The organism is Antarctobacter albus, from assembly GCF_900101505.1.
GTDB lineage: Bacteria > Pseudomonadota > Alphaproteobacteria > Rhodobacterales > Rhodobacteraceae > Antarctobacter > Antarctobacter albus.
In genome coordinates, this window is sequence record NZ_FMZI01000006.1 from 184,160 (window position 1) to 202,734 (window position 18,575).

Below are 18,575 nucleotides of genomic sequence, written 5' to 3' on the forward strand. Positions count from 1 at the left end.
CTGGCCTCAGGCCCGCTTGTTGTCGTCGAGATCCTCGAAGTCCGCGTCGACGATGTCGTCGTCGCCCGGACCCGCGGCGTCATCGGCGGCCTCGGGGGCATCGCTGCCCTCATCGGCCTGTGCCTTGTAGATCGCCTCGCCCAGCTTCATCGCGGCTTCGGTGACGTTCTGAATGCCACCCTTCAGTTTGTCCGCGGTGACGTCGTCCTTTTCGAGGTCGTCCTTGAGCGCGGCCACGGCCAGTTCGATCGCCTCGACGGTCGAGGGATCGACCTTGTCGCCATGCTCCTCGATCGACTTCTCGGTCGAATGGATGAGGCTTTCAGCCTGGTTGCGCGCCTCGACCAGTTCCTTGCGGGCCTTGTCGGCGTCGGCGTTCTCTTCCGCTTCCTTGACCATGCGCTCGATGTCGTCATCCGACAGACCGCCAGATGCCTGGATGGTGATCTTCTGCTCCTTGTTGGTGCCCTTGTCCTTGGCACCGACGGAGACGATGCCGTTGGCATCGATGTCGAAGGTCACCTCGATCTGCGGCATCCCACGCGGCGCCGGCGGGATTTCCTCGAGGTTGAACTGGCCCAGCATCTTGTTGTCCGCGGCCATTTCACGCTCCCCCTGGAAGACGCGGATCGTCACGGCCGACTGGTTGTCCTCGGCAGTGGAGAAGATCTGCGACTTCTTGGTCGGGATCGTGGTGTTGCGGTCGATCAGGCGGGTAAAGACACCGCCCAGCGTCTCGATGCCGAGCGACAGCGGGGTCACGTCCAGCAGCACGACGTCCTTGACGTCACCCTGCAGAACGCCGGCCTGGATGGCGGCGCCCATCGCGACGACCTCGTCCGGGTTCACGCCCTTGTGCGGCTCCTTGCCGAAGAACTTGGTCACTTCCTCGAACACCTTGGGCATCCGGGTCTGACCGCCGACCAGAACGACCTCGTCGATCTCGTCCTTGGAGATACCGGCATCCTTGAGCGCGGCCTGGCAAGGCTTGATCGAGTTCTTGATCAGGTCACCGACAAGGCTTTCCAGCTTGGCGCGGGTCAGCTTCATCACCATGTGCAACGGCTGACCGTTGGAACCCATCGAGATGAACGGCTGGTTGATCTCGGTCTGGGTGGCCGAGGACAGTTCGATCTTGGCCTTTTCCGCCGCCTCTTTCAGGCGCTGCAGGGCCATCTTGTCCTTGGTCAGGTCGACCTGGTGCTCTTTCTTGAACTCGTCCGCCAGGTAGTTGACGATCCGCATGTCGAAGTCTTCGCCACCCAGGAAGGTGTCACCGTTGGTCGACTTGACCTCGAACAGGCCGTCGTCGATTTCCAGGATGGTCACGTCGAAGGTACCGCCGCCAAGGTCGTAGACCGCGATGGTTTTCGAATCCTTCTTGTCGAGACCGTAGGCCAGTGCGGCGGCCGTCGGCTCGTTGATGATGCGCAGCACTTCGAGACCGGCAATCTTGCCCGCGTCCTTGGTGGCCTGACGCTGGGCGTCGTTGAAGTAGGCCGGGACGGTGATGACCGCCTGGGTCACTTCCTCACCGAGATACGACTCGGCGGTTTCCTTCATCTTCTGAAGGGTGAAGGCCGAGATCTGCGAGGGCGAGAACTTTTCGCCACGGATATCGACCCAAGCGTCGCCGTTGCCGCCGTCCACGATCTTGTACGGAACGATGTCCTTGTCTTTGGTCACTTCCGGATCCGTGACGCGGCGGCCGATCAGGCGCTTGACGGCGAAGACGGTGTTTTCCGGGTTGGTCACGGCCTGGCGCTTGGCGGCCTGACCAACAAGGCGTTCGTCGTCGGTGAAGGCGACGATGGAGGGGGTGGTGCGTGCACCTTCGGCGTTTTCGATCACGCGCGCCTGGGAACCATCCATGATGGCCACGCAGGAGTTGGTGGTGCCGAGGTCGATACCGATCACTTTACCCATGTTTCGATCCCTTTCATTCTCAAGGCGATGTCACGAGGCGACGGACCCGTTACGGCATCCAGCCCCGTATGGTGGTCGCTGGGCACGCTGTAAGGGGCGTGCCCGGCGTTCGGAGGACATATAAGGAGGGGTATGAGGGCCTGCAAGCATCCTGATGACAGCATTTCACGGCTTTCTCGCTAACATCGGTTGGCATCTAGCCTGCATTCCTTGACAACCCCCTTATGACCGACGCGATCACGCAAAAAGGCTTTGTCATCCATCCGGGCTTTCTCGACCGCCCGGCGCAGGAGGCCCTGGTGGCCCGGCTGCGCGAGGTTTTGGCGGTGGCGCCGCTCTTCACGCCGCGCACGCGCCGCGGGCCGATGTCGGTGCGGATGAGCGCGGCGGGCACATTTGGCTGGTACAGCGACAGCAGGGGTTATCGCTATGAACGGCGCCACCCGGACGGCATCGACTGGCCGCCGATCCCCGAAGAGGTGCTTGCGATCTGGCGTGGCGTCTCGGGCTGTGAGCGATTGCCGGAATGCTGCCTGATCAACTGGTACGGCGAAGGCGCGCGCATGGGCCTGCACCGGGACGAGGACGAGGCGGATTTCTCCTGCCCGGTGGTTTCCGTCTCATTGGGGGACGACGGGCTGTTCCGCATGGGCAACGTGGACCGCGGTGGCAAGACCTCGTCGATCTGGCTGAAATCCGGGGACGTGGTGGTGATGGGCGGCGACGCGCGGCTGGCTTTCCACGGAGTCGACCGGATCCGCTTTGGTTCATCCACGCTGTTGCCGAAGGGCGGGCGGATCAACCTGACCCTGCGGGTGGTGACCTGAGCCTATGCGGCGCGGCCCTAGTCCGACAGTTCGCAACAGCCGGAATAGACATAGCCATCGGACCCGGTGACGATCAGCGTCGCGTCCAGCCCGAATTCATTGTCGGACATGCCGTTGTCGCAATAGGCCCCGGCCACGACAAGCGCCAGATCGCGGCTGCCGTTCGTCCCTTGCAGGACGTATTTTTCCAGCGGGTTGTAGGCCCTCTGGAACAGGCCAACGGAAAACCTGTCGCCGGCCTCGTAGTTCATTGGTGTCCGGATCGTGGCGTCCTGCCCGGCAAAGACTTCGACATCCCAGAAGGGTTCCGTGCCGCCGCAGGTCACGCGGCGGACATTGGGCAAATCGCCGTCGGCGCGCGGGGACAGATAGCGCAGCGAGGCCCATCCGGGCCCTTCTCCGGCATTCACGAGGCCCCAGTTGCCCTCGGCCCGCACCACCTCGATGCCCCGGGCGTCGAAGGCCAGTTCGCCGACCTTGTCGTGCCCGGCCCCCGGCCCGGCACGCAGGTTCAGCACATCATCCGGGGCCACGCCCACGACGTCATGCAGGCGCGGATAGGTGTCCTGGGCCGCGGCGGCGCCACCGAGGACCAGCAGTGCAAGCAGAATCCTCAGCATCGCCGCCCCCTGCCTCAGTTCATGTCCAGCGAACAGCAGCCGGTGTAGACCTGCGTTTCATAGCCGCCGATCACCACCGCACCGGAATAGCCGAACTTGTAGTCGGACATGCCGTCGGTGCAGATCTCATGGGTCATGACCAGGGTCACATGTTCGCCCATCTTGGCGCCCAGCAGGGCAAAGGGATGGTCGCGGCTGGCGGCGGTCGTCAGGCCCGAGGCGCTGAACACCTTGTCGTCGTCGTCGGGGCGGGTGAAGGTCAGCTTATCGTCCTGCACCACGGTCGCGCTCCAGAACGGTTCGGTGCCGAAACACTTGAACTGGTAGCCGGCGGGCAGCTCGGTGCCCTCGAGACGCTCCATCGATTCCAGCGGAACCCAGCCGGACAGTCCCTCGACGTTGACGCGGCCCCAACCGTCGTCTTCCTCGATCACCTCGACCAGCCGCGCGTCATGATCCAGCGCGCCGATCACGGTGCCGTTCTCCGTCGGGCGGGTGCGCATGTTCAGCACGTCGCCATCATCCAGCCCGGTGACGTTGTAGAGCGCCGGGAAATCCTGCGCCGAAGCTGCCCCTGCGAGGCAGATGAAAATGGCTGCAAATCTATTCATTACTCTCTCGTCCTTATGTCCGCGCCCAGGACCGGAAGAGCGAGACCGTCAGCGGCGCGCGCTCCACGAGGCCGAGGCGTGTTTGCGGGTGTAGAACTCACCCATGAGACCAATCATTACGAGGATGATACTCAGGTACAAAGCATATTCCCAGTCGGAATTCCGGGGGTTGTAATCCACGAAAGCGTACCCACGCGACTGGTCGATGGTGTGAAACAGGGGATTCCAGTCGAACATCACCAACATGTAGCTGGGCAGCGTATTGGCCACGAACATCTTGCCGCTCGCGATCATGTTGGCGCGCTGGTACACGGTCGAGATGATGCTGACCGGGGTCGGGAACCAGGGTTTCGCCGCCAGGAAGACCAGCCCGATCGCCCCGCCCGAGAACCAGGACAGCAGGATCATCGCCAGGCAACCGATCGGATCGTGGATCTCCTGCATGACCTCGGGGTTGAAGGCCACGTCGTAGACGAAGAGAATCACCATCAGCGACAGGATCTGGATGTAGAGCGTCGAGATCATCGCCGAAACGATGGCGATGGCCGTGTTCATCGGCGCGTGCTGCATCATCGGGCTGGCCGGCCCCTCGGACCCGGCGACGGCACCCAGCGTCTTGGTATGCGTCATGAAGAGAAAGACGCCGGTCATGATGTAGACAAGGAAATCGCCGCGCAGCGCCGCGCTGCGCATCCCGAGGATCTGGAACATGAAATAGAACGCCAGGACGAAGATGATCGTCTGCAGCATGTTCATGAAGATCGCGATGAAGGCATTGCCATGCGTCTTGCGCACCGCGCGCACGGAATTGTGGTAGATCAATTCAAGGATGTAGATGATGGAACCCAGCCGGGAGCGGGGTCTTGAAGCCTGAAACATCTTGCCTGCTCCGGGTGCGCCCTTGCCATCGACCGCACACTTGCCGTTTTTGATTGCGGGCAGCATAAGGCCCGCGAGCTTTCAAATCAATAAATCCGCGTGGGTCCCGCGCGGTCTGGAGCCTTGTCATGAACTATTCAGAACTGACCACCGTGATGCGCCGACTGGCCCTGCAGGCGGGCGAAAAGATCATGGAGATCTACAACTCCGACGATTTCGAGGTCATGGTGAAGTCCGACAACAGCCCCGTCACTGTCGCGGACGAAGCCGCCGACGCGTTGATCTCCGAGGGCCTGCGCGCGGCCTTCCCGAACGTGGCGCTGGTGACCGAGGAACAGGCCGACAGCCACGACATTTCGGCCATGACCTTCTTGATCGTCGATCCGCTGGACGGCACCAAGGAATTCATCAAGAGGCGCGGCGATTTCACCGTGAACATTGCGCTGGTCGAGGATGGCGTGCCGACGCGCGGCGTCGTCTATGCCCCCGCCAAGGGCCGCATGTTCTACACCGACAGCGTCGGAAAATCGGTCGAGGAAACAGGCCCCTTCGACCTGGAAACCACCGGGGAAACCACGCCGATCAACGTCACCGACCCCGACAATTCCAAGCTGATGGTGGTGGCGTCGAAATCGCACCGCGACCAGGCCACCGACGACTACATCGCCAAGTATGACGTCAAGGACATGACCAGCGCAGGCTCCTCGCTGAAATTCTGCCTTGTCGCCACCGGCGAGGCAGATCTCTACCCGCGCCTGGGCCGCACGATGGAATGGGACACTGCCGCCGGTCATGCCGTCCTGCACGGCGCGGGCGGCCGCGTGGTGCGCTTCGACGATCACACCCCGCTGGCCTATGGCAAGGAAGGTTTCGCCAACCCCTTCTTCATCGCCTACGCTCCGGGCGTGGATCTGAAAGAGGCCTGAGCCAAGGTGACCCCGCCGGTCAGCATCGTCATCGTCAGCCGGGACCGCCCGGCGGCCTTGGCGCGCTGCCTGACCGGCGTGGCGCAACTGGACTACGCCCCGTTTGAGGTGATCGTGGTCACCTGCCCTGCCGGGGCAAAAGTGGTGACCAGCCGCCCCGATGCACCTCAGATCAAACTGATCTCCTACGACGCGGCGAATATTTCCGCTGCCCGGAATCTAGGCATCGGCGCCGCGAGCGGTGAAATTGTCGCCTTTGTCGATGATGACGCAGTGCCCGAACCGCTCTGGCTGCGGCACCTCGTGGCGCCCTTTTCGGAGCCCCGCGTGGCCTGCGCCGGCGGCTATGTGATCGGGCGCAACGGCATCTCGTTCCAGTGGCAGGCCCGCACGGTCGATGTGACCGGCACCGCCCATGACTTGGATCTGCCCGGTGACGCCCCCGTGGTCCCTACCCCGCCCGAAGGCCAGGTCATCAAGACCGAGGGCACCAACATGGCGGTGCGCCGGTCGGTGCTGGCCGAGATGGGCGGCTTTGACCCCGCCTTTCGGTTCTACCTGGACGAAACCGACCTGAACCTGCGCCTTGCCGCCCTGGGGCATCTGACCGCGCTGGTGCCACTGGCGCAGGTGCATCACGGCTTTGCCGAAAGTCCCCGCCGCGCCCGCGACCGCAGCCCGCGAGACCTGAGCCAGATCGGCGCCTCGCAGATGGTCTTTCTGCGCAAGCACTGCCCGCAAAAGGCACGCAAACCGGCCTGGAGAGCCTTTGTTCGCGCCCAGCGCCACCGGCTTTTGCGCTTCATGCAGCGCGGGCCGCTGGACCCGGCAGACGTGATGCGGCTGATGCGGGGGCTGCGCCAAGGCGGCAAGGCGGGTGAGACCCGCGGCTTTGGCGAAACCCCGCCGCTGCCCCCGGCGGATCAGCCCTTCCTGCCCTTTCCCGGCCGCCCGGACGCGCCACGCATCCACCTGTCCGGTCGTCCTTGGCAGGCCCGCCGACTGCGGACCGAGGCCGCGAAAGCGGTGGAAAACGGTGCCATCGTCAGCCTGTTTCTCTTTTCTCCGACAGCCCGGCGCCACCGCGTCCGCTTTGCCCCCGACGGCGTCTGGCTGCAGTCCGGCGGCCTATTCGGGCAAAGCCTGAGAGAGGGGCGCGCGATCCGTCCGTGGCTCTTTTCTTCTCGCCTCTCGTCCGAGATTGTGCGAGTGCAGAAACTGCGAGGTTAATACGCCATCGTGGGTCCGAAGGGCCCTTCATGACATATTGGGAACACAACTTTACCAAGGTTTTTGCCCTGCCTTAGGATATTCAGGTCGCAAGGCCAGGCCCCTACCGGCCCGAAGGCAAGGACATATGGAGACTGTAATGAACACGAAAGTCACCAAGGCGATCTTTCCCGTGGCAGGGCTTGGCACCCGTTTCCTCCCGGCCACCAAATCCGTTCCGAAGGAAATCATGACACTGGTGGACCGGCCCCTGGTCCAATACGCCATCGACGAGGCGCGCGCCGCCGGGATCGAGGAATTCATTTTTGTCACCTCGCGCGGCAAAGGCGCGCTCGAGGATTATTTCGACGTCGCCCCGCAGCTGGAAGAAGAGCTGCGTCGCAAGGGCAAGGACGCTCTGCTGGACATCCTGCTGTCGACCAACATGGACTCGGGCGAGATCGCCTATATCCGCCAGCACAAGGCGCTTGGCCTGGGACACGCCATCTGGTGCGCACGCCGGCTGGTCGGGAACGAGCCCTTTGCCGTCATGCTGCCCGACGACGTGATCGCCGCCGACAAGCCCTGCCTGCAGCAGATGGTCGAGGCCTACCAGGACACCGGCGGCTGCATGGTCGCCGCGATGGAAGTGCCGCGCGACAAGGTCAGCGCCTACGGCGTGCTCGACTGTTCCGAGGATATGGGCCACATGGTCAAGGTGCGGGGCATGGTCGAGAAACCCAAGGCCGAAGACGCGCCGTCGAACCTGGCGGTGATCGGGCGCTACATCCTGTCCCCCGACGTGTTCAAGCACCTGGAAAACCCGGAAACCGGCGCCGGCGGAGAGATCCAGCTGACCGATGCCATCGCCAAGGAAATCGACTCCAGCGGCGTCTACGGTTACCGCTTCAACGGCCAGCGCTTCGACTGCGGATCGAAGGCCGGGTTCCTGCAGGCGACCGTGGCCTTTGGCCTGGCGCGCGACGATCTCAAGGATGACCTGGGCGCCTATCTCGACGAACTGGCGGTGACCCGCAAGGCGGCGGAATAAGTCCCGTGTCGAACGTATTGGTGACAGGCGGGGCGGGCTATATTGGCAGTCACGCCTGCAAGGCATTAAGAGCGGCGGGCTACACGCCCGTCACCTACGACAACCTCGTGACCGGCTGGAAGGACGCGGTGAAATTCGGCCCCTTCGAAGAGGGCGCGCTGTCTGATCGCGCACGCCTGGACGAGGTCTTTGCCAAGTGGCAGCCGATCGCCGTCATGCATTTCGCCGCCCTGAGCCAGGTCGGCGAGGCGATGGCCAAGCCCGGCCTTTACTGGCGCAACAACGTCGAAGGCTCGCTGACCCTGATCGAGGCCGCCTGCGCCGCGGGCTGCCTGGATTTCGTCTTTTCCTCGACCTGCGCCACCTACGGCGAGCATGACAATGTCGTGCTGGACGAACACACCCCGCAAGAGCCGCTGAACGCCTATGGCGCGTCGAAACGCGCAGTGGAAAACATCCTGCGGGATTTCGAGGCGTCGCACGGGCTGAAATCTGTGATCTTCCGCTATTTCAACGTGGCGGGCGCCGACCCCGAAGGCGAGGTGGGCGAGCATCACCGCCCAGAGACACACCTGATCCCGGTCATGCTGGAGGCGGTGGACGGCAAGCGCCCCGGCCTGACCGTGCATGGCACGGACTACGACACGCCGGACGGCACTTGCATCCGCGACTACGTCCACGTCATGGACCTGGTCGAGGCGCATGTGCTGGGCCTGCGCTGGCTGCGCGACGGCAAAGGCAGCCGCATCTTCAACCTTGGCACTGGGCGCGGCTTTTCCGTGCGCGAGGTGATCGAGGCGGCGGGTCAGGTGACGAACCTGCCCGTGCCCTGCACCGACGGCCCACGCCGCGCGGGCGATGCCACAAAACTGGTCTCGGGCTCGACCCGCGCCAGCGAGGACCTGGGATGGGAGCCGTACCGTTCGACCATGCCGCAGATGATCGCCGACGCCTGGCGCTGGCACAAAGATGGCCATTACTCCGCGTGACCGCCTGCTGGACCTGACCCGGCTGGTCAGCCGGGCGGGCCGCCCCATGACCGGCGTAGACCGAGTCGAATTCGCCTATCTCACTCACCTGTTGCAGCATGGCCGCCTCTGGGGTCTGGTGCGCTCATCGCTGGGCTATGTTCTGCTGGATGCCACAGGCTGTGCCGCCCTGCGCGACCGGATCGCGGCGGGCAACTGGGGCGAGGCCGACCGCCTGTCACGGATCAAGCGCGGGCTGGACCCGATGCGCGCGCGGGCGGAATCAGACCTGCGCCGGATCTGCGTGGCACGTTGCCTGCCCTTGCGCCTGTCCGCCATGCTGCGCCGCCATCTGCCGTGCGGCCTCACCTATGTGAACACCGGCCACACCAACCTGACGGATCGTGTCCTGTCGGCGCTGCGGGGCATCGACGCCCGGGTGACCGTGTTCATCCATGACACCATCCCGCTGGACGTGCCGCAGTACCAGCGCCCCGGCACGGTCGGCCGCTTTCGCCATTTCCTGAACCGCGCCGCGCGGGCCGATCTGCTGGTCTGCAACTCGCGCCAGACAGAGCGTGACTTGGCCAGGCACCTCGCCGCGCAACGCCTGCCGCAGACGATCTCGGCCCCGCTGGGGCTGGATCTGACGGAGCCGGCGCAGGCACCTGATGGTCCCTGGACCGCGCCCTATTTCGTCACCCTCGGCACCATCGAGCCGCGCAAGAACCACGCCCTGCTGCTGGACCTCTGGGACGACATCCCCGACGCCCACCTGCTGATCTGCGGCAGCCGGGGTTGGGAAAACCACGCGGTTTTTGAACGCCTCGACGCACATCCGGCGCGCGTGCACGAACTGCCCGGGCTGGATGACGGGCAGGTGGCCGCGCTGCTGGCAGGCAGCGCCGGGATGCTCTTTCCCAGCGTTGCCGAAGGCTATGGTCTGCCCCCGGTCGAGGCGGCGGCGCTAGGCGTACCGTTGCTGCTGAACAACCTCCCGATCTACAGGGAGGTTCTGGGCGACATTCCCGTTTACGCAGATGTTGCGGACACGTATCTTTGGCGCAAAGAGATAAGCCGGATGGCAGCGGATCATCGGGCAGGACGGACCCGCGCGGAACAGGCACCGCGCTTTGCGCCCCCGACCTGGGAGGCGCATTTCAAAACGGTCTTAACCCTGACCTGATAGCAGCCCGAGACAGGGCGCCCGTCCGGCGCGATTCAAGAGGCACGCATTTTGAGCGCATTGCAGGCATACCGGCTGAGGCTGCAGCGGAAACGCTGGCGTATCCGCGCCTTCCGCAAGCGCCGTGAACTGCGCCCGGTGTCCAATCGTACCGACCAGATCCGGCCCTCGGACATCCTGCTGTTCTCGACCCAGCGGAACGAGGGTATCCGCCTGCCCTATTTCCTGCGCTACTACCGCGAAATGGGGGTGGGTCATTTCTTTTTCGTCGACAACGACTCGACCGATGGATCGGCGGATTACCTTGCCGAACAGCCCGATGTCTCTGTCTGGACCACGCGGGCCAGCTACAAGCGCGCCCGTTTCGGCATGGACTGGCTCAACTGGCTTCTGCTCAAACACGCGCACGGACACTGGGCGCTGACTGTCGACCCGGATGAGTTCTTTCTCTACCCGTTCTGCGACACGCGACCCTTACGCGCGCTGACCGACTGGCTGGATGCCTCCTCGATCAAGTCGTTCTCGGCCATGTTGCTGGACATGTACCCCAAGGGGCGCATCGACCTGCAGCCCTACCAGTCCGGGCAGGACCCGATGGAAATCGCCAACTGGTTCGATGCCGGCAATTACGCGATCCAGAAGAACCCGAAATTCGGCAATCTCTGGATCCAGGGCGGGCCCCGGGCGCGGATGTTCTTTGCCGACAAGCCCGCGCTGGCCCCCGCGCTGAACAAGATCCCGCTGGTGAAATGGGACCGGCGCTATGCCTATGTTTCCTCCACCCACAACCTGCTGCCGCGCGGGTTGAACCAGGTCTACGACGAATGGGGCGGGGAAAAGGCCAGCGGCATCCTGCTGCACACCAAATTCCTGTCCACCTTCGGCGCCAAGGCCGAAGAGGAACTGACACGCGGCCAGCATTACGGCGCCAGCCGCGAGTACATCGCCTATGCCGAAGGGGTGCGGGACAATCCGGACCTCTGGTGCAAGTGGTCGGAACGCTACATCAACTGGCGCCAGCTTGAGATCCTCGGCCTCATGTCCAAGGGCAACTGGGCATGAGCGTCGGTGTCGCCATGCTGGTCCACACCGCCTTTGACCGGGCCGAGCAGGTGGCGCGGCACTGGGCGGCGGGCGGCTGCCCGGTGGTGATCCACGTCGATGCCAAGGTCGACAAACAGGTGTTCGAGGCATTCCGCAAGGCGCTGGCAGATCGACCCGATGTGCGGTTCTGCAAACGCCACCGCTGTGAATGGGGCACCTGGGGCCTTGTCGCCGCCAGCCAGGACGCCGCCCAGCTGATGCTGGACAGCTTTCCCGAGGTCCGGCACGTCTACCTGTCGTCCGGGTCCTGCCTGCCGCTGCGTCCGGTGGCGGAATTGCAGGCCTACCTGGCCGACCGCCCGCGCACCGATTTCATCGAGAGCGCCACAACCGCGGATGTGCCCTGGACAGTCGGCGGGCTGGACCACGAGCGTTTTACCCTGCAATTCCCGTTTTCCTGGCGCAACAACCGCTATCTCTTTGACAAGTTCGTCGATCTGCAGCGGGCCATGGGCTATGCCCGCCGCATCCCAGAGGGGCTGGTGCCGCATATGGGCAGCCAGTGGTGGTGCCTGACCCGCCAGACCCTGACCGCCATCCTGCAGGACCCGCAGCGCCCCCGTCATGACCGCTATTTCCGCCGCGTCTGGATTCCGGACGAAAGCTATTTCCAGACGCTGGCACGGCTCTATTCCACCCAGATCGAAAGCCGCTCGCTGACCCTGTCCAAGTTCGATTTCCAGGGCAAGCCGCACATCTTCTACGACGACCACCTGCAGCTATTGCGGCGGTCGGACTGTTTCGTCGCGCGCAAGATCTGGCCCCACGCGGACCGCCTGTACCAGGCGTTCCTGACCCACCCGAACAGCGACCAGCAGCGGCAGGAACCGAACCCGGGCAAAATCGACCGCATCTTTGCCAAGGCGGTCGATCGAAGGACCCGGGGCCGCCCCGGGCTCTACATGCAAAGCCGGTTCCCGAACCGGGGCTGGGAGAACGGCGTGACGGCCGGGAAATACTCGGTCTTCCAAGGATTTTCGGACCTGTTCCAGGGGTTCGAGGCCTGGTTGACCAAGGCCACCGGCGCGCAGGTGCACGGCCATCTTTTCGCGCCGGAACGGGCGGAATTCGCCGGCGGGGAAACCGTCATCGCCGGGGCCCTGTCGGACAATGCGAAACTGCGGGATGCCAACCCCAAGGCCTTTCTGACCAACCTGCTGTGGAACACGCGCGGCGAACGCCAGTGCTTTCAGTACGGGCCGCGCGACACCTCCAAGGTCCTCTGGCACATGGCGCGTGACCCCAATGCCCAGATCAGCGTCATCTCGGGCGCCTGGGCGGTGCCGCTGTTCCAGTCCGGCGGCGATTTCGCCGAGATCCGGGCCGAGGCCGCGCGCCTGCAAAGGATCGAGGCAAAGATGCTGGACCAGTTGCGCCAGCCGGACGTCAAGGCCCGCATCCGCACCTGGACGATGGCCGATTTCATCGAGGCCCCGATGGAGCCGCTGCAGACGCTGATCGACGAGATCGGGCAAAAGAACAACCGCCGCCTGGCCGAGGCCCCCCGCCTGGTCGAACTCAATGGCTTTGGCCAGTTCCTGCAAGACCTCAAGAACCAGGGGATGCACCCCTATCTCATGGGCGATTTTCCGGTTGATCCGCTGCCCCGCGCGCATCCCGGCAAGGCCCGCAAACCTTATCTCGTCCGGAAATAGTGCCCAATGTCCCAGCGTTTCGACTGTTTCGTGATCTTCGCCGAGATGCGGACAGGGTCGAATTTCCTAGAGGCGAACCTGAATGCCTTTGACGGGCTGACCTGCCACGGAGAGGCCTTCAACCCGCATTTCATCGGCTATCCGAACGCGCAGGACATACTGGACATCACGCAAGAGGACCGCGACCGCGATCCCCTTGGCCTGGTCGACCGTATCCGCACCGGCAGCGACGGACTGGGCGGCTTTCGCTATTTCCACGATCACGACCCCCGCGTGCTGGAGCCGCTGCTGACCGATCCGCGCGTGGCCAAGATCGTGCTGACGCGCAACCCCGCCGACAGCTACATCTCCAAGAAGATCGCCCAGGCCACCGGCCAATGGAAACTGACCAACGTCAAGAAACGCAAGGATGCCCTGGCGCATTTCGACGCCGAGGAGTTCGAGGCCCACCTGGCCGAGCTGCAGGATTTCCAGGTCAGGCTGCTGAATGGTCTGCAGACCACCGGGCAGACGGCCTTCTACGTCGCCTACGAGGATCTGCAGGACGTCGCCGTGATGAACGGGCTGGCGCAATGGCTGGGGGTGGCGGCGCGACTGGACAGCCTCAACACCGCGCTGAAACGGCAGAACCCGCAACCCATCGCCGAGAAGGTCCAGAACTACGAGGAGATGGCCGACAGCCTGGCCCGGCTCGACCGTTTCAACCTGGCCCGGACCCCCAATTTCGAACCACGGCGCGGGCCGGTTGTCCCCAGCTATGTCGCCGCCGCCGAGACGCCGCTGCTGTACATGCCGATCCGCTCCGGCCCGGAACGCGCGGTCAAGGACTGGCTGGCGGCGCTGGACGGTGTCGGCACGGGCAAACTGGTGGAAAAATTCAACCAGGGCTCCTTGCGGGCCTGGAAACGAGACCGCCCGGGCCACCGCAGTTTTAGCGTGATCCGGCATCCGCTGGCACGCGCGCACGACGCCTTTTGCTCAAGGATTCTGACCACCGGTAAAGGCGGCTTTCAGGGCATCCGCAAGGTGCTGCGCCGGGCGCATAACTTTCCCATCCCCGAGGGGGAGCCGGGGCCGGACTATGACGTGAACGCCCACCGCGAGGCCTTCACCGCCTGGCTGGCCTGGGTCAAGGCCAACCTCAACGGCCAGACGGCGGTGCGGGTGGACGGCCATTGGGCCACGCAGGCGCAATGCCTGCAGGGCATGGCCGAGTTCACCCTGCCCGACATGATCGTGCGCGAGGACGAGATGCAGGCCTACCTGCCCGCGCTTGCCCTGCAGGTGGGCCACGACAACCCGCCCGATCCGCAGCAAGTACCCAACCGCGCGCCCTTTTCCCTGGCCCAGATCTACGACGACCAGATCGAGGCACTGGGCCGCGAGGCTTACCAGCGCGACTATACCATGTTCGGCTTCGACGACTGGGCGTGAAGGGGGGCGCTGCCCCCTCGGCCTTCGGCCTCACCCCCGAGGTATTTGGAAAACCAAAGAAGGGGGGCCTTGCGTCACCGTTCGCGGAACTGCGGCCCTTCGAACGTGCGGGCGGGATCGCCGCGCTGCAACTGATGGTGCAGCCAATGCGCCTGCCCCTCCCGCGCCGCCCGCGCCTCGGCGGTATCAGCATCGGCCAGCGCCTGCAGTCGCTCCAGCGCCAACCGCCGGTTTTGATGCTGCGAGCGTTGATCACGCACTACGACCGCATATGCGCCCCAGCGCGCGCGGATCGCGCTGGAAGTCTTGTTCTGGTGCTGGCCACCGGGTCCGCCGGCGCGGATCGCGGTCATCTCCACCTCGCGCGGGTCGATATGCGCCCCGCGCGCCGTTCTGGGCAGACGAAAGACCTGCACGAACCAGTTCTTGCGCTTGTGACGCGGGCGCAGGGTGCTGGGACAGCGCCAGAGCAATACACCCTCCCAGCGCGCCGCCAGCGCCTGGGCCCCCGGCCCGCTGAGCACGGCAATGGCCGAAACCGGGCCAGTGCGCCCCGCACGTTCGGTCAGGTCCAGCGTGACGCCCTGCGCCTCGGCCTCTTCCGCCAGGCGGGTCAGCACATGACCCACCGCCTGCTGACATTCACCCGGCCCGTTGCCGCTGGAAATTAAGAGGGTCACCATCAGCGGCCTCCCTTGCTGGTCTTGAAGGTGATGAGCGGGGCCAGCGACGCCGCCTCCCGCGCCAGTCCGAAACCTTCGAGATCACGCAGAACCGCGCCCGCGTCCTTGTAGGCGCTGCCCGCCTCCTCGATCAGCAGGTCACGGTCGGCACAGATGACGCGTCCGCCGAACCGGGTCTGGCGCATCGCCTCCAGTTCCGATTTCACCCGGCGGATACGGCCGTGCATGGCGGCACGGTCATAGCGCCGCCCCGCCCCGTGCGAGACAGACCCCAGCGCCTCTGCCGGCCCCTCGGGCACCACCATGAGGTAACTCAGGCTCTCGCGCGACCCGGCCAGGGGCGCCAGCCTGCGATCCGGTGCGGCGGCGCCCTTGCGATGCAGCCAGCCGTCGGGCCGGCCCTCAAGGTGGTTGTGCGGCGCATCGCAGATCAGCTCTGCCGAACAGCGCAAGGCTTCTGAGGCCGCCTGCGCCAGCAGCGCGCGGTTGATCCGCGCCCAGGCCTGCGCGGCGCCATGCAGGGCGGCATAGCTGTCCGCCGCCTCGCTGCCGGGCAGGAAGCCGTCCTTCCAGCTGTCCTCGACCCCGGTGAAAACCCCGGCGCCATGCCCGCGAGAGCCGGTGTGCACCAGCAGGCACAGGTCACCCGGCGCAAGGCCCGGCGCCGTATCGGCCACCTCCTGGACCACCTGAAGTTCGCAGAAATGGTTGCCGCCGCCGAGGGTGCCCAGCCCCTGGGGCCCCAGCAGCTCGGCCTCCGTGCCCGCCAGCGCCGCGCGCGCCTCCTCGGCCGCCGTCCCGTCTTCCAGCACCTCCAGCCGCCGCGCGGCCTTGTCCAGCTTCAGCTTGCGGCGCGGCAGGTCGAGCCGGTACAGCGCCATGCCACAGCCGATGTCCGGACCGATCAGTTGCGGATAGATGCGGTCGGCCAGGAAGGCGCCCCCGACCGGGCCATGACGGCCCGGGTGCAGGTCGGGAAACCCGGCAACGGCGCCCATGCCGGGCCAGCCGGCAACCTCGTTCAGTTGATCGACGGCGCGTCCTTCGATCCAGGCGCCGTCAGAGTAGAATTCGCAGACACGCGCAGGTGCCGCGATGGGGGAATTGCCCATAGGTCCGTCTTTCTCAAATCATGAGAGGCGGCCCGGAAAAGGGCCGCAAAGGCGGATCGTCCAAGGGGGGATGGGGCGCGCCCGCAGGCGCGGAAAATCAGCGACCCGAACGATCCAGGGAGGAAGCGGTGACGATAGATCCGGTCATGTGCGGCCCTCCTCTGTTGTCGGGGTGATGAATGCAACTGAGATACCCCGCCGGCGCATCAACGCCAACGGGGGAATTCCTGACCTCGCGCCTTTGTCGCGCAAATGCCTCAGGCGGCCTTGGAGGCCTCGGTCTCTGTCAGGATGGTGTAAAGCGTGGTCGGCACCGGGTTGGCGCGCAGCTTGGCGCAAAGCCCCTGGTCCCGCAGGCTGCGCGAAACCAGCGCCAGCGCCTTGAGATGTTCGACCCCGGCCTCTTCGGGGGCGAAGATCGCAAAGACGATGTCCACGGGTTGGCGGTCGACCGCGTCGAAGTCGACGGGTTTTTCCAGCAGGATAAAGGCGCCCGCCACCTCGTCGATGCCGGGAATCCGCGCATGGGGCAGCGCGACCCCGTGGCCGACACCCGTCGGCCCCAGGGCTTCGCGTTCCATCAGCGCCTCGAGGATGCGAGGCGCGTTGACGCCATAAGCGCCCTCCGCGAGGTCCGAGATGTCATGCATCAGTCGCTTTTTGCTGGAGGTCGAGGAAACGACTTTGACAGCAGTCGGCGAGATGAGATCGACAAACTTCATGAGCCCTGCCTGTAACTAGGGTGCGAACACTGCACGGGTCCGGTCTGGTGGCGGGGGACGGACCCTTACGGATCGATCCAGCCGATGTTGCCATCATCCCGGCGATACACGACGTTCACGCCATCCTTCTTTTCGTTGCGAAACACCAGAACAGGCGCTCCGGCCAGTTCCATCTGCATCACGGCCTCCCCAACCGACAGAGACGGGATCTTGGTTTGCATCTCCGCCACGATGATCGGCTGCAGCGTTTCGGGTTCTTCCTCCCCCGAATCCGCTTCGGTGGCGAGGATATACGAGGCTGCCCCGAAATGTTCAACAGGTTCGGACCGGTCCTTGTGATGGTCTTTCAACCGGCGCTTGTAGCGACGGAGCTGTTTGTCCATTTTTTCCGCGCAGGCCTCGAAGGCTGCATAGATTTCCGTCGCATGTCCCTTGGCGGCAGCGTTCAGCCCGCTCGACAGATGAACGATCGCTTCGCAGACATATTCATGGGCCGCCTTTGAGAAAACCACGGTCGCGTCGGTCGGACGCTGGCCGTACTTGTCCAGCACACCGCCCAGCTCGTTCGTGACATGAACCTGGAGCGCATCGCCGATATCGATGTGTTTTCCCGTGATCTGATAGCGCATGATTTGTCCTTTTCTTATGCACCCGTACGCCACACGGAGGACAAGCCCCCGTCGCGGCGTCACAAGGTTCAGGGAAGGTAGTACCGGATCGCGGAATGCACGCGGACAGCCTCGGAACCGAGGAGCCCGCCAACACGCAATGCCGTGATCGATAGCACCATACTCATATTTGATGAGGAAACCGGCAGGTCTGTCAATGGAAACCGAAAGCGGATCACGCGCGATCCAGCGACAATGTGTCCCCGGAGAGTGTCAAGGGCACAGGGTCCGATTTTCAACCAAAGCGAAAGTTCTCGCCCAGGTAGACACGCCTGACATTTTCGTTCTGCACCACTTCCTGCGGCGTTCCCGACATCAGGACCTTGCCGTCATGCAAGATATAGGCGCGATCCACGATCTCCAGGGTCTCGCGCACGTTGTGGTCGGTGATCAGCACGCCGATGCCCCGGGTCTTGAGATCCGCGACAAGGTGGCGGATGTCGCCGACGCTGATCGGGTCAACCCCGGCAAAGGGTTCGTCCAGCAGCAGGTACTTGGGATTCGCCGCCAGGCAGCGCGCGATTTCCACCCGCCGCCGTTCGCCCCCAGACAGGGCCAGCGCGGGGGCGCGGCGCAGGTGTTCGATCGAAAACTCGCCCAGAAGCTCCTCCAGCCGCTCGCGGCGGCGGTGGGCGTTGCGTTCGGAGATGTCCAGCACCGCGCCGATGTTGTCCTCGACGCTCATGCCGCGAAAGATCGACATTTCCTGCGGCAGATAGCCGATGCCCAGCCGCGCGCGGCGGTACATCGGCAGATAGGTCGCGTCATACCCGTCGATCAGAACCTGCCCGCCCTCGGGATTCACCAGCCCGGCGATGGCATAGAACGACGTCGTCTTGCCCGACCCGTTCGGCCCCAGTAGCGCCGCAACCTCTCCCCGGTCCACCCGCAGGCTGACGTCGCGGATGACGACGCGTTTGCGATAGCTCTTGCGCAGGTGTTCGACGCGAAGACCACTGTCGCCTTCGGTCACGCTCAGGTCCGGGCGGGCCAT

General features: G+C 64.6%; 18 protein-coding genes. 9 read left to right on the forward strand and 9 right to left on the reverse strand.

Annotated elements, in window-relative coordinates; all coding sequences use genetic code 11:
* Nucleotides 1–6 precede the first annotated feature (6 nt).
* On the reverse strand, nt 7–1,926 hold the full coding sequence (gene dnaK / locus BLQ71_RS12380; protein ID WP_043140498.1) for a molecular chaperone DnaK: 1,920 nt from the start codon (nt 1,924–1,926) through the stop codon (nt 7–9).
* 224 nt (nt 1,927–2,150) lie between these two features.
* Between dnaK and BLQ71_RS12385 the strand changes: the two genes are divergently transcribed.
* Complete coding sequence (locus tag BLQ71_RS12385) at nt 2,151–2,753, forward strand: alpha-ketoglutarate-dependent dioxygenase AlkB family protein (protein ID WP_074621937.1); 603 nt, start codon at nt 2,151–2,153, stop codon at nt 2,751–2,753.
* 17 nt (nt 2,754–2,770) lie between these two features.
* Here the strand turns inward: BLQ71_RS12385 and BLQ71_RS12390 are convergent, their stop codons facing one another.
* From BLQ71_RS12390 to BLQ71_RS12400, 3 genes are read right to left on the reverse strand one after another with little or no spacing between them, the layout of a single operon-like run.
* Nucleotides 2,771–3,373, reverse strand: coding sequence for a hypothetical protein (locus BLQ71_RS12390; RefSeq protein WP_074621938.1), 603 nt, complete (start codon nt 3,371–3,373; stop codon nt 2,771–2,773).
* 14 nt (nt 3,374–3,387) lie between these two features.
* Nucleotides 3,388–3,984, reverse strand: coding sequence for a COG3650 family protein (locus BLQ71_RS12395; RefSeq protein ID WP_043140491.1), 597 nt, complete (start codon nt 3,982–3,984; stop codon nt 3,388–3,390).
* 48 nt (nt 3,985–4,032) lie between these two features.
* Nucleotides 4,033–4,863 (reverse strand): ABC transporter permease, encoded by an 831-nt coding sequence (locus BLQ71_RS12400; protein ID WP_069210602.1) that lies wholly within the window; start codon nt 4,861–4,863, stop codon nt 4,033–4,035.
* Between the two features lie 128 nt (nt 4,864–4,991).
* On the opposite strand from BLQ71_RS12400, the gene cysQ reads away from it, so the two are divergent.
* From cysQ to BLQ71_RS12440, 8 genes are all read left to right on the forward strand, one after another.
* Complete coding sequence (gene cysQ, locus BLQ71_RS12405) at nt 4,992–5,789, forward strand: 3'(2'),5'-bisphosphate nucleotidase CysQ (protein WP_074621939.1); 798 nt, start codon at nt 4,992–4,994, stop codon at nt 5,787–5,789.
* Nucleotides 5,790–5,795: 6 nt separating this feature from the next.
* Entirely contained in the window at nt 5,796–7,019 is a 1,224-nt protein-coding gene (locus BLQ71_RS12410; protein WP_074621940.1) for a glycosyltransferase family 2 protein, read from the forward strand.
* A 139-nt stretch (nt 7,020–7,158) separates the two neighbouring features.
* Nucleotides 7,159–8,049, forward strand: a complete 891-nt coding sequence (gene galU, locus BLQ71_RS12415) for a UTP--glucose-1-phosphate uridylyltransferase GalU (RefSeq protein WP_074621941.1) — start codon at nt 7,159–7,161, stop codon at nt 8,047–8,049.
* A 5-nt stretch (nt 8,050–8,054) separates the two neighbouring features.
* A complete protein-coding gene (galE, locus tag BLQ71_RS12420; protein ID WP_074621942.1) occupies nt 8,055–9,038 on the forward strand; it encodes a UDP-glucose 4-epimerase GalE in 984 nt (327 codons plus the stop codon).
* Nucleotides 9,019–10,203, forward strand: coding sequence for a glycosyltransferase family 4 protein (locus BLQ71_RS12425; protein WP_074621943.1), 1,185 nt, complete (start codon nt 9,019–9,021; stop codon nt 10,201–10,203). The genes galE and BLQ71_RS12425 overlap by 20 nt, the downstream gene beginning before the upstream one ends.
* 75 nt (nt 10,204–10,278) lie before the next feature.
* Nucleotides 10,279–11,265: a glycosyltransferase family 2 protein gene (locus BLQ71_RS12430; protein ID WP_175459237.1), complete on the forward strand. Its 987-nt coding sequence runs from the start codon at nt 10,279–10,281 to the stop codon at nt 11,263–11,265.
* Nucleotides 11,262–12,962, forward strand: a complete 1,701-nt coding sequence (locus tag BLQ71_RS12435) for a DUF5927 domain-containing protein (protein WP_074621945.1) — start codon at nt 11,262–11,264, stop codon at nt 12,960–12,962. Before BLQ71_RS12430 ends, BLQ71_RS12435 begins: the two co-directional genes overlap by 4 nt.
* Before the next feature lie 6 nt (nt 12,963–12,968).
* Entirely contained in the window at nt 12,969–14,396 is a 1,428-nt protein-coding gene (locus tag BLQ71_RS12440; protein ID WP_074621946.1) for a nodulation protein NodH, read from the forward strand.
* 74 nt (nt 14,397–14,470) lie between these two features.
* Here BLQ71_RS12440 and prfH read toward each other — a convergent pair whose 3' ends face one another.
* The 5 genes from prfH to lptB form a co-directional block, all read right to left on the reverse strand.
* A complete protein-coding gene (gene prfH / locus BLQ71_RS12445) occupies nt 14,471–15,079 on the reverse strand; it encodes a peptide chain release factor H (RefSeq protein ID WP_074621947.1) in 609 nt (202 codons plus the stop codon).
* Nucleotides 15,079–16,191 carry an RNA ligase RtcB family protein gene (locus BLQ71_RS12450; RefSeq protein WP_074621948.1) on the reverse strand — a complete coding sequence of 371 codons (1,113 nt, stop codon included), beginning with the start codon at nt 16,189–16,191 and terminating at the stop codon, nt 15,079–15,081. Before BLQ71_RS12450 ends, prfH begins: the two co-directional genes overlap by 1 nt.
* 257 nt (nt 16,192–16,448) lie before the next feature.
* Nucleotides 16,449–16,913, reverse strand: coding sequence for a PTS sugar transporter subunit IIA (locus BLQ71_RS12455; RefSeq protein WP_043140466.1), 465 nt, complete (start codon nt 16,911–16,913; stop codon nt 16,449–16,451).
* A 65-nt stretch (nt 16,914–16,978) separates the two neighbouring features.
* Nucleotides 16,979–17,542, reverse strand: a complete 564-nt coding sequence (hpf, locus tag BLQ71_RS12460; RefSeq protein ID WP_043140463.1) for a ribosome hibernation-promoting factor, HPF/YfiA family — start codon at nt 17,540–17,542, stop codon at nt 16,979–16,981.
* A gap of 274 nt (nt 17,543–17,816) precedes the next feature.
* Nucleotides 17,817–18,575, reverse strand: coding sequence for an LPS export ABC transporter ATP-binding protein (lptB, locus tag BLQ71_RS12465; RefSeq protein WP_074621949.1), 759 nt, complete (start codon nt 18,573–18,575; stop codon nt 17,817–17,819).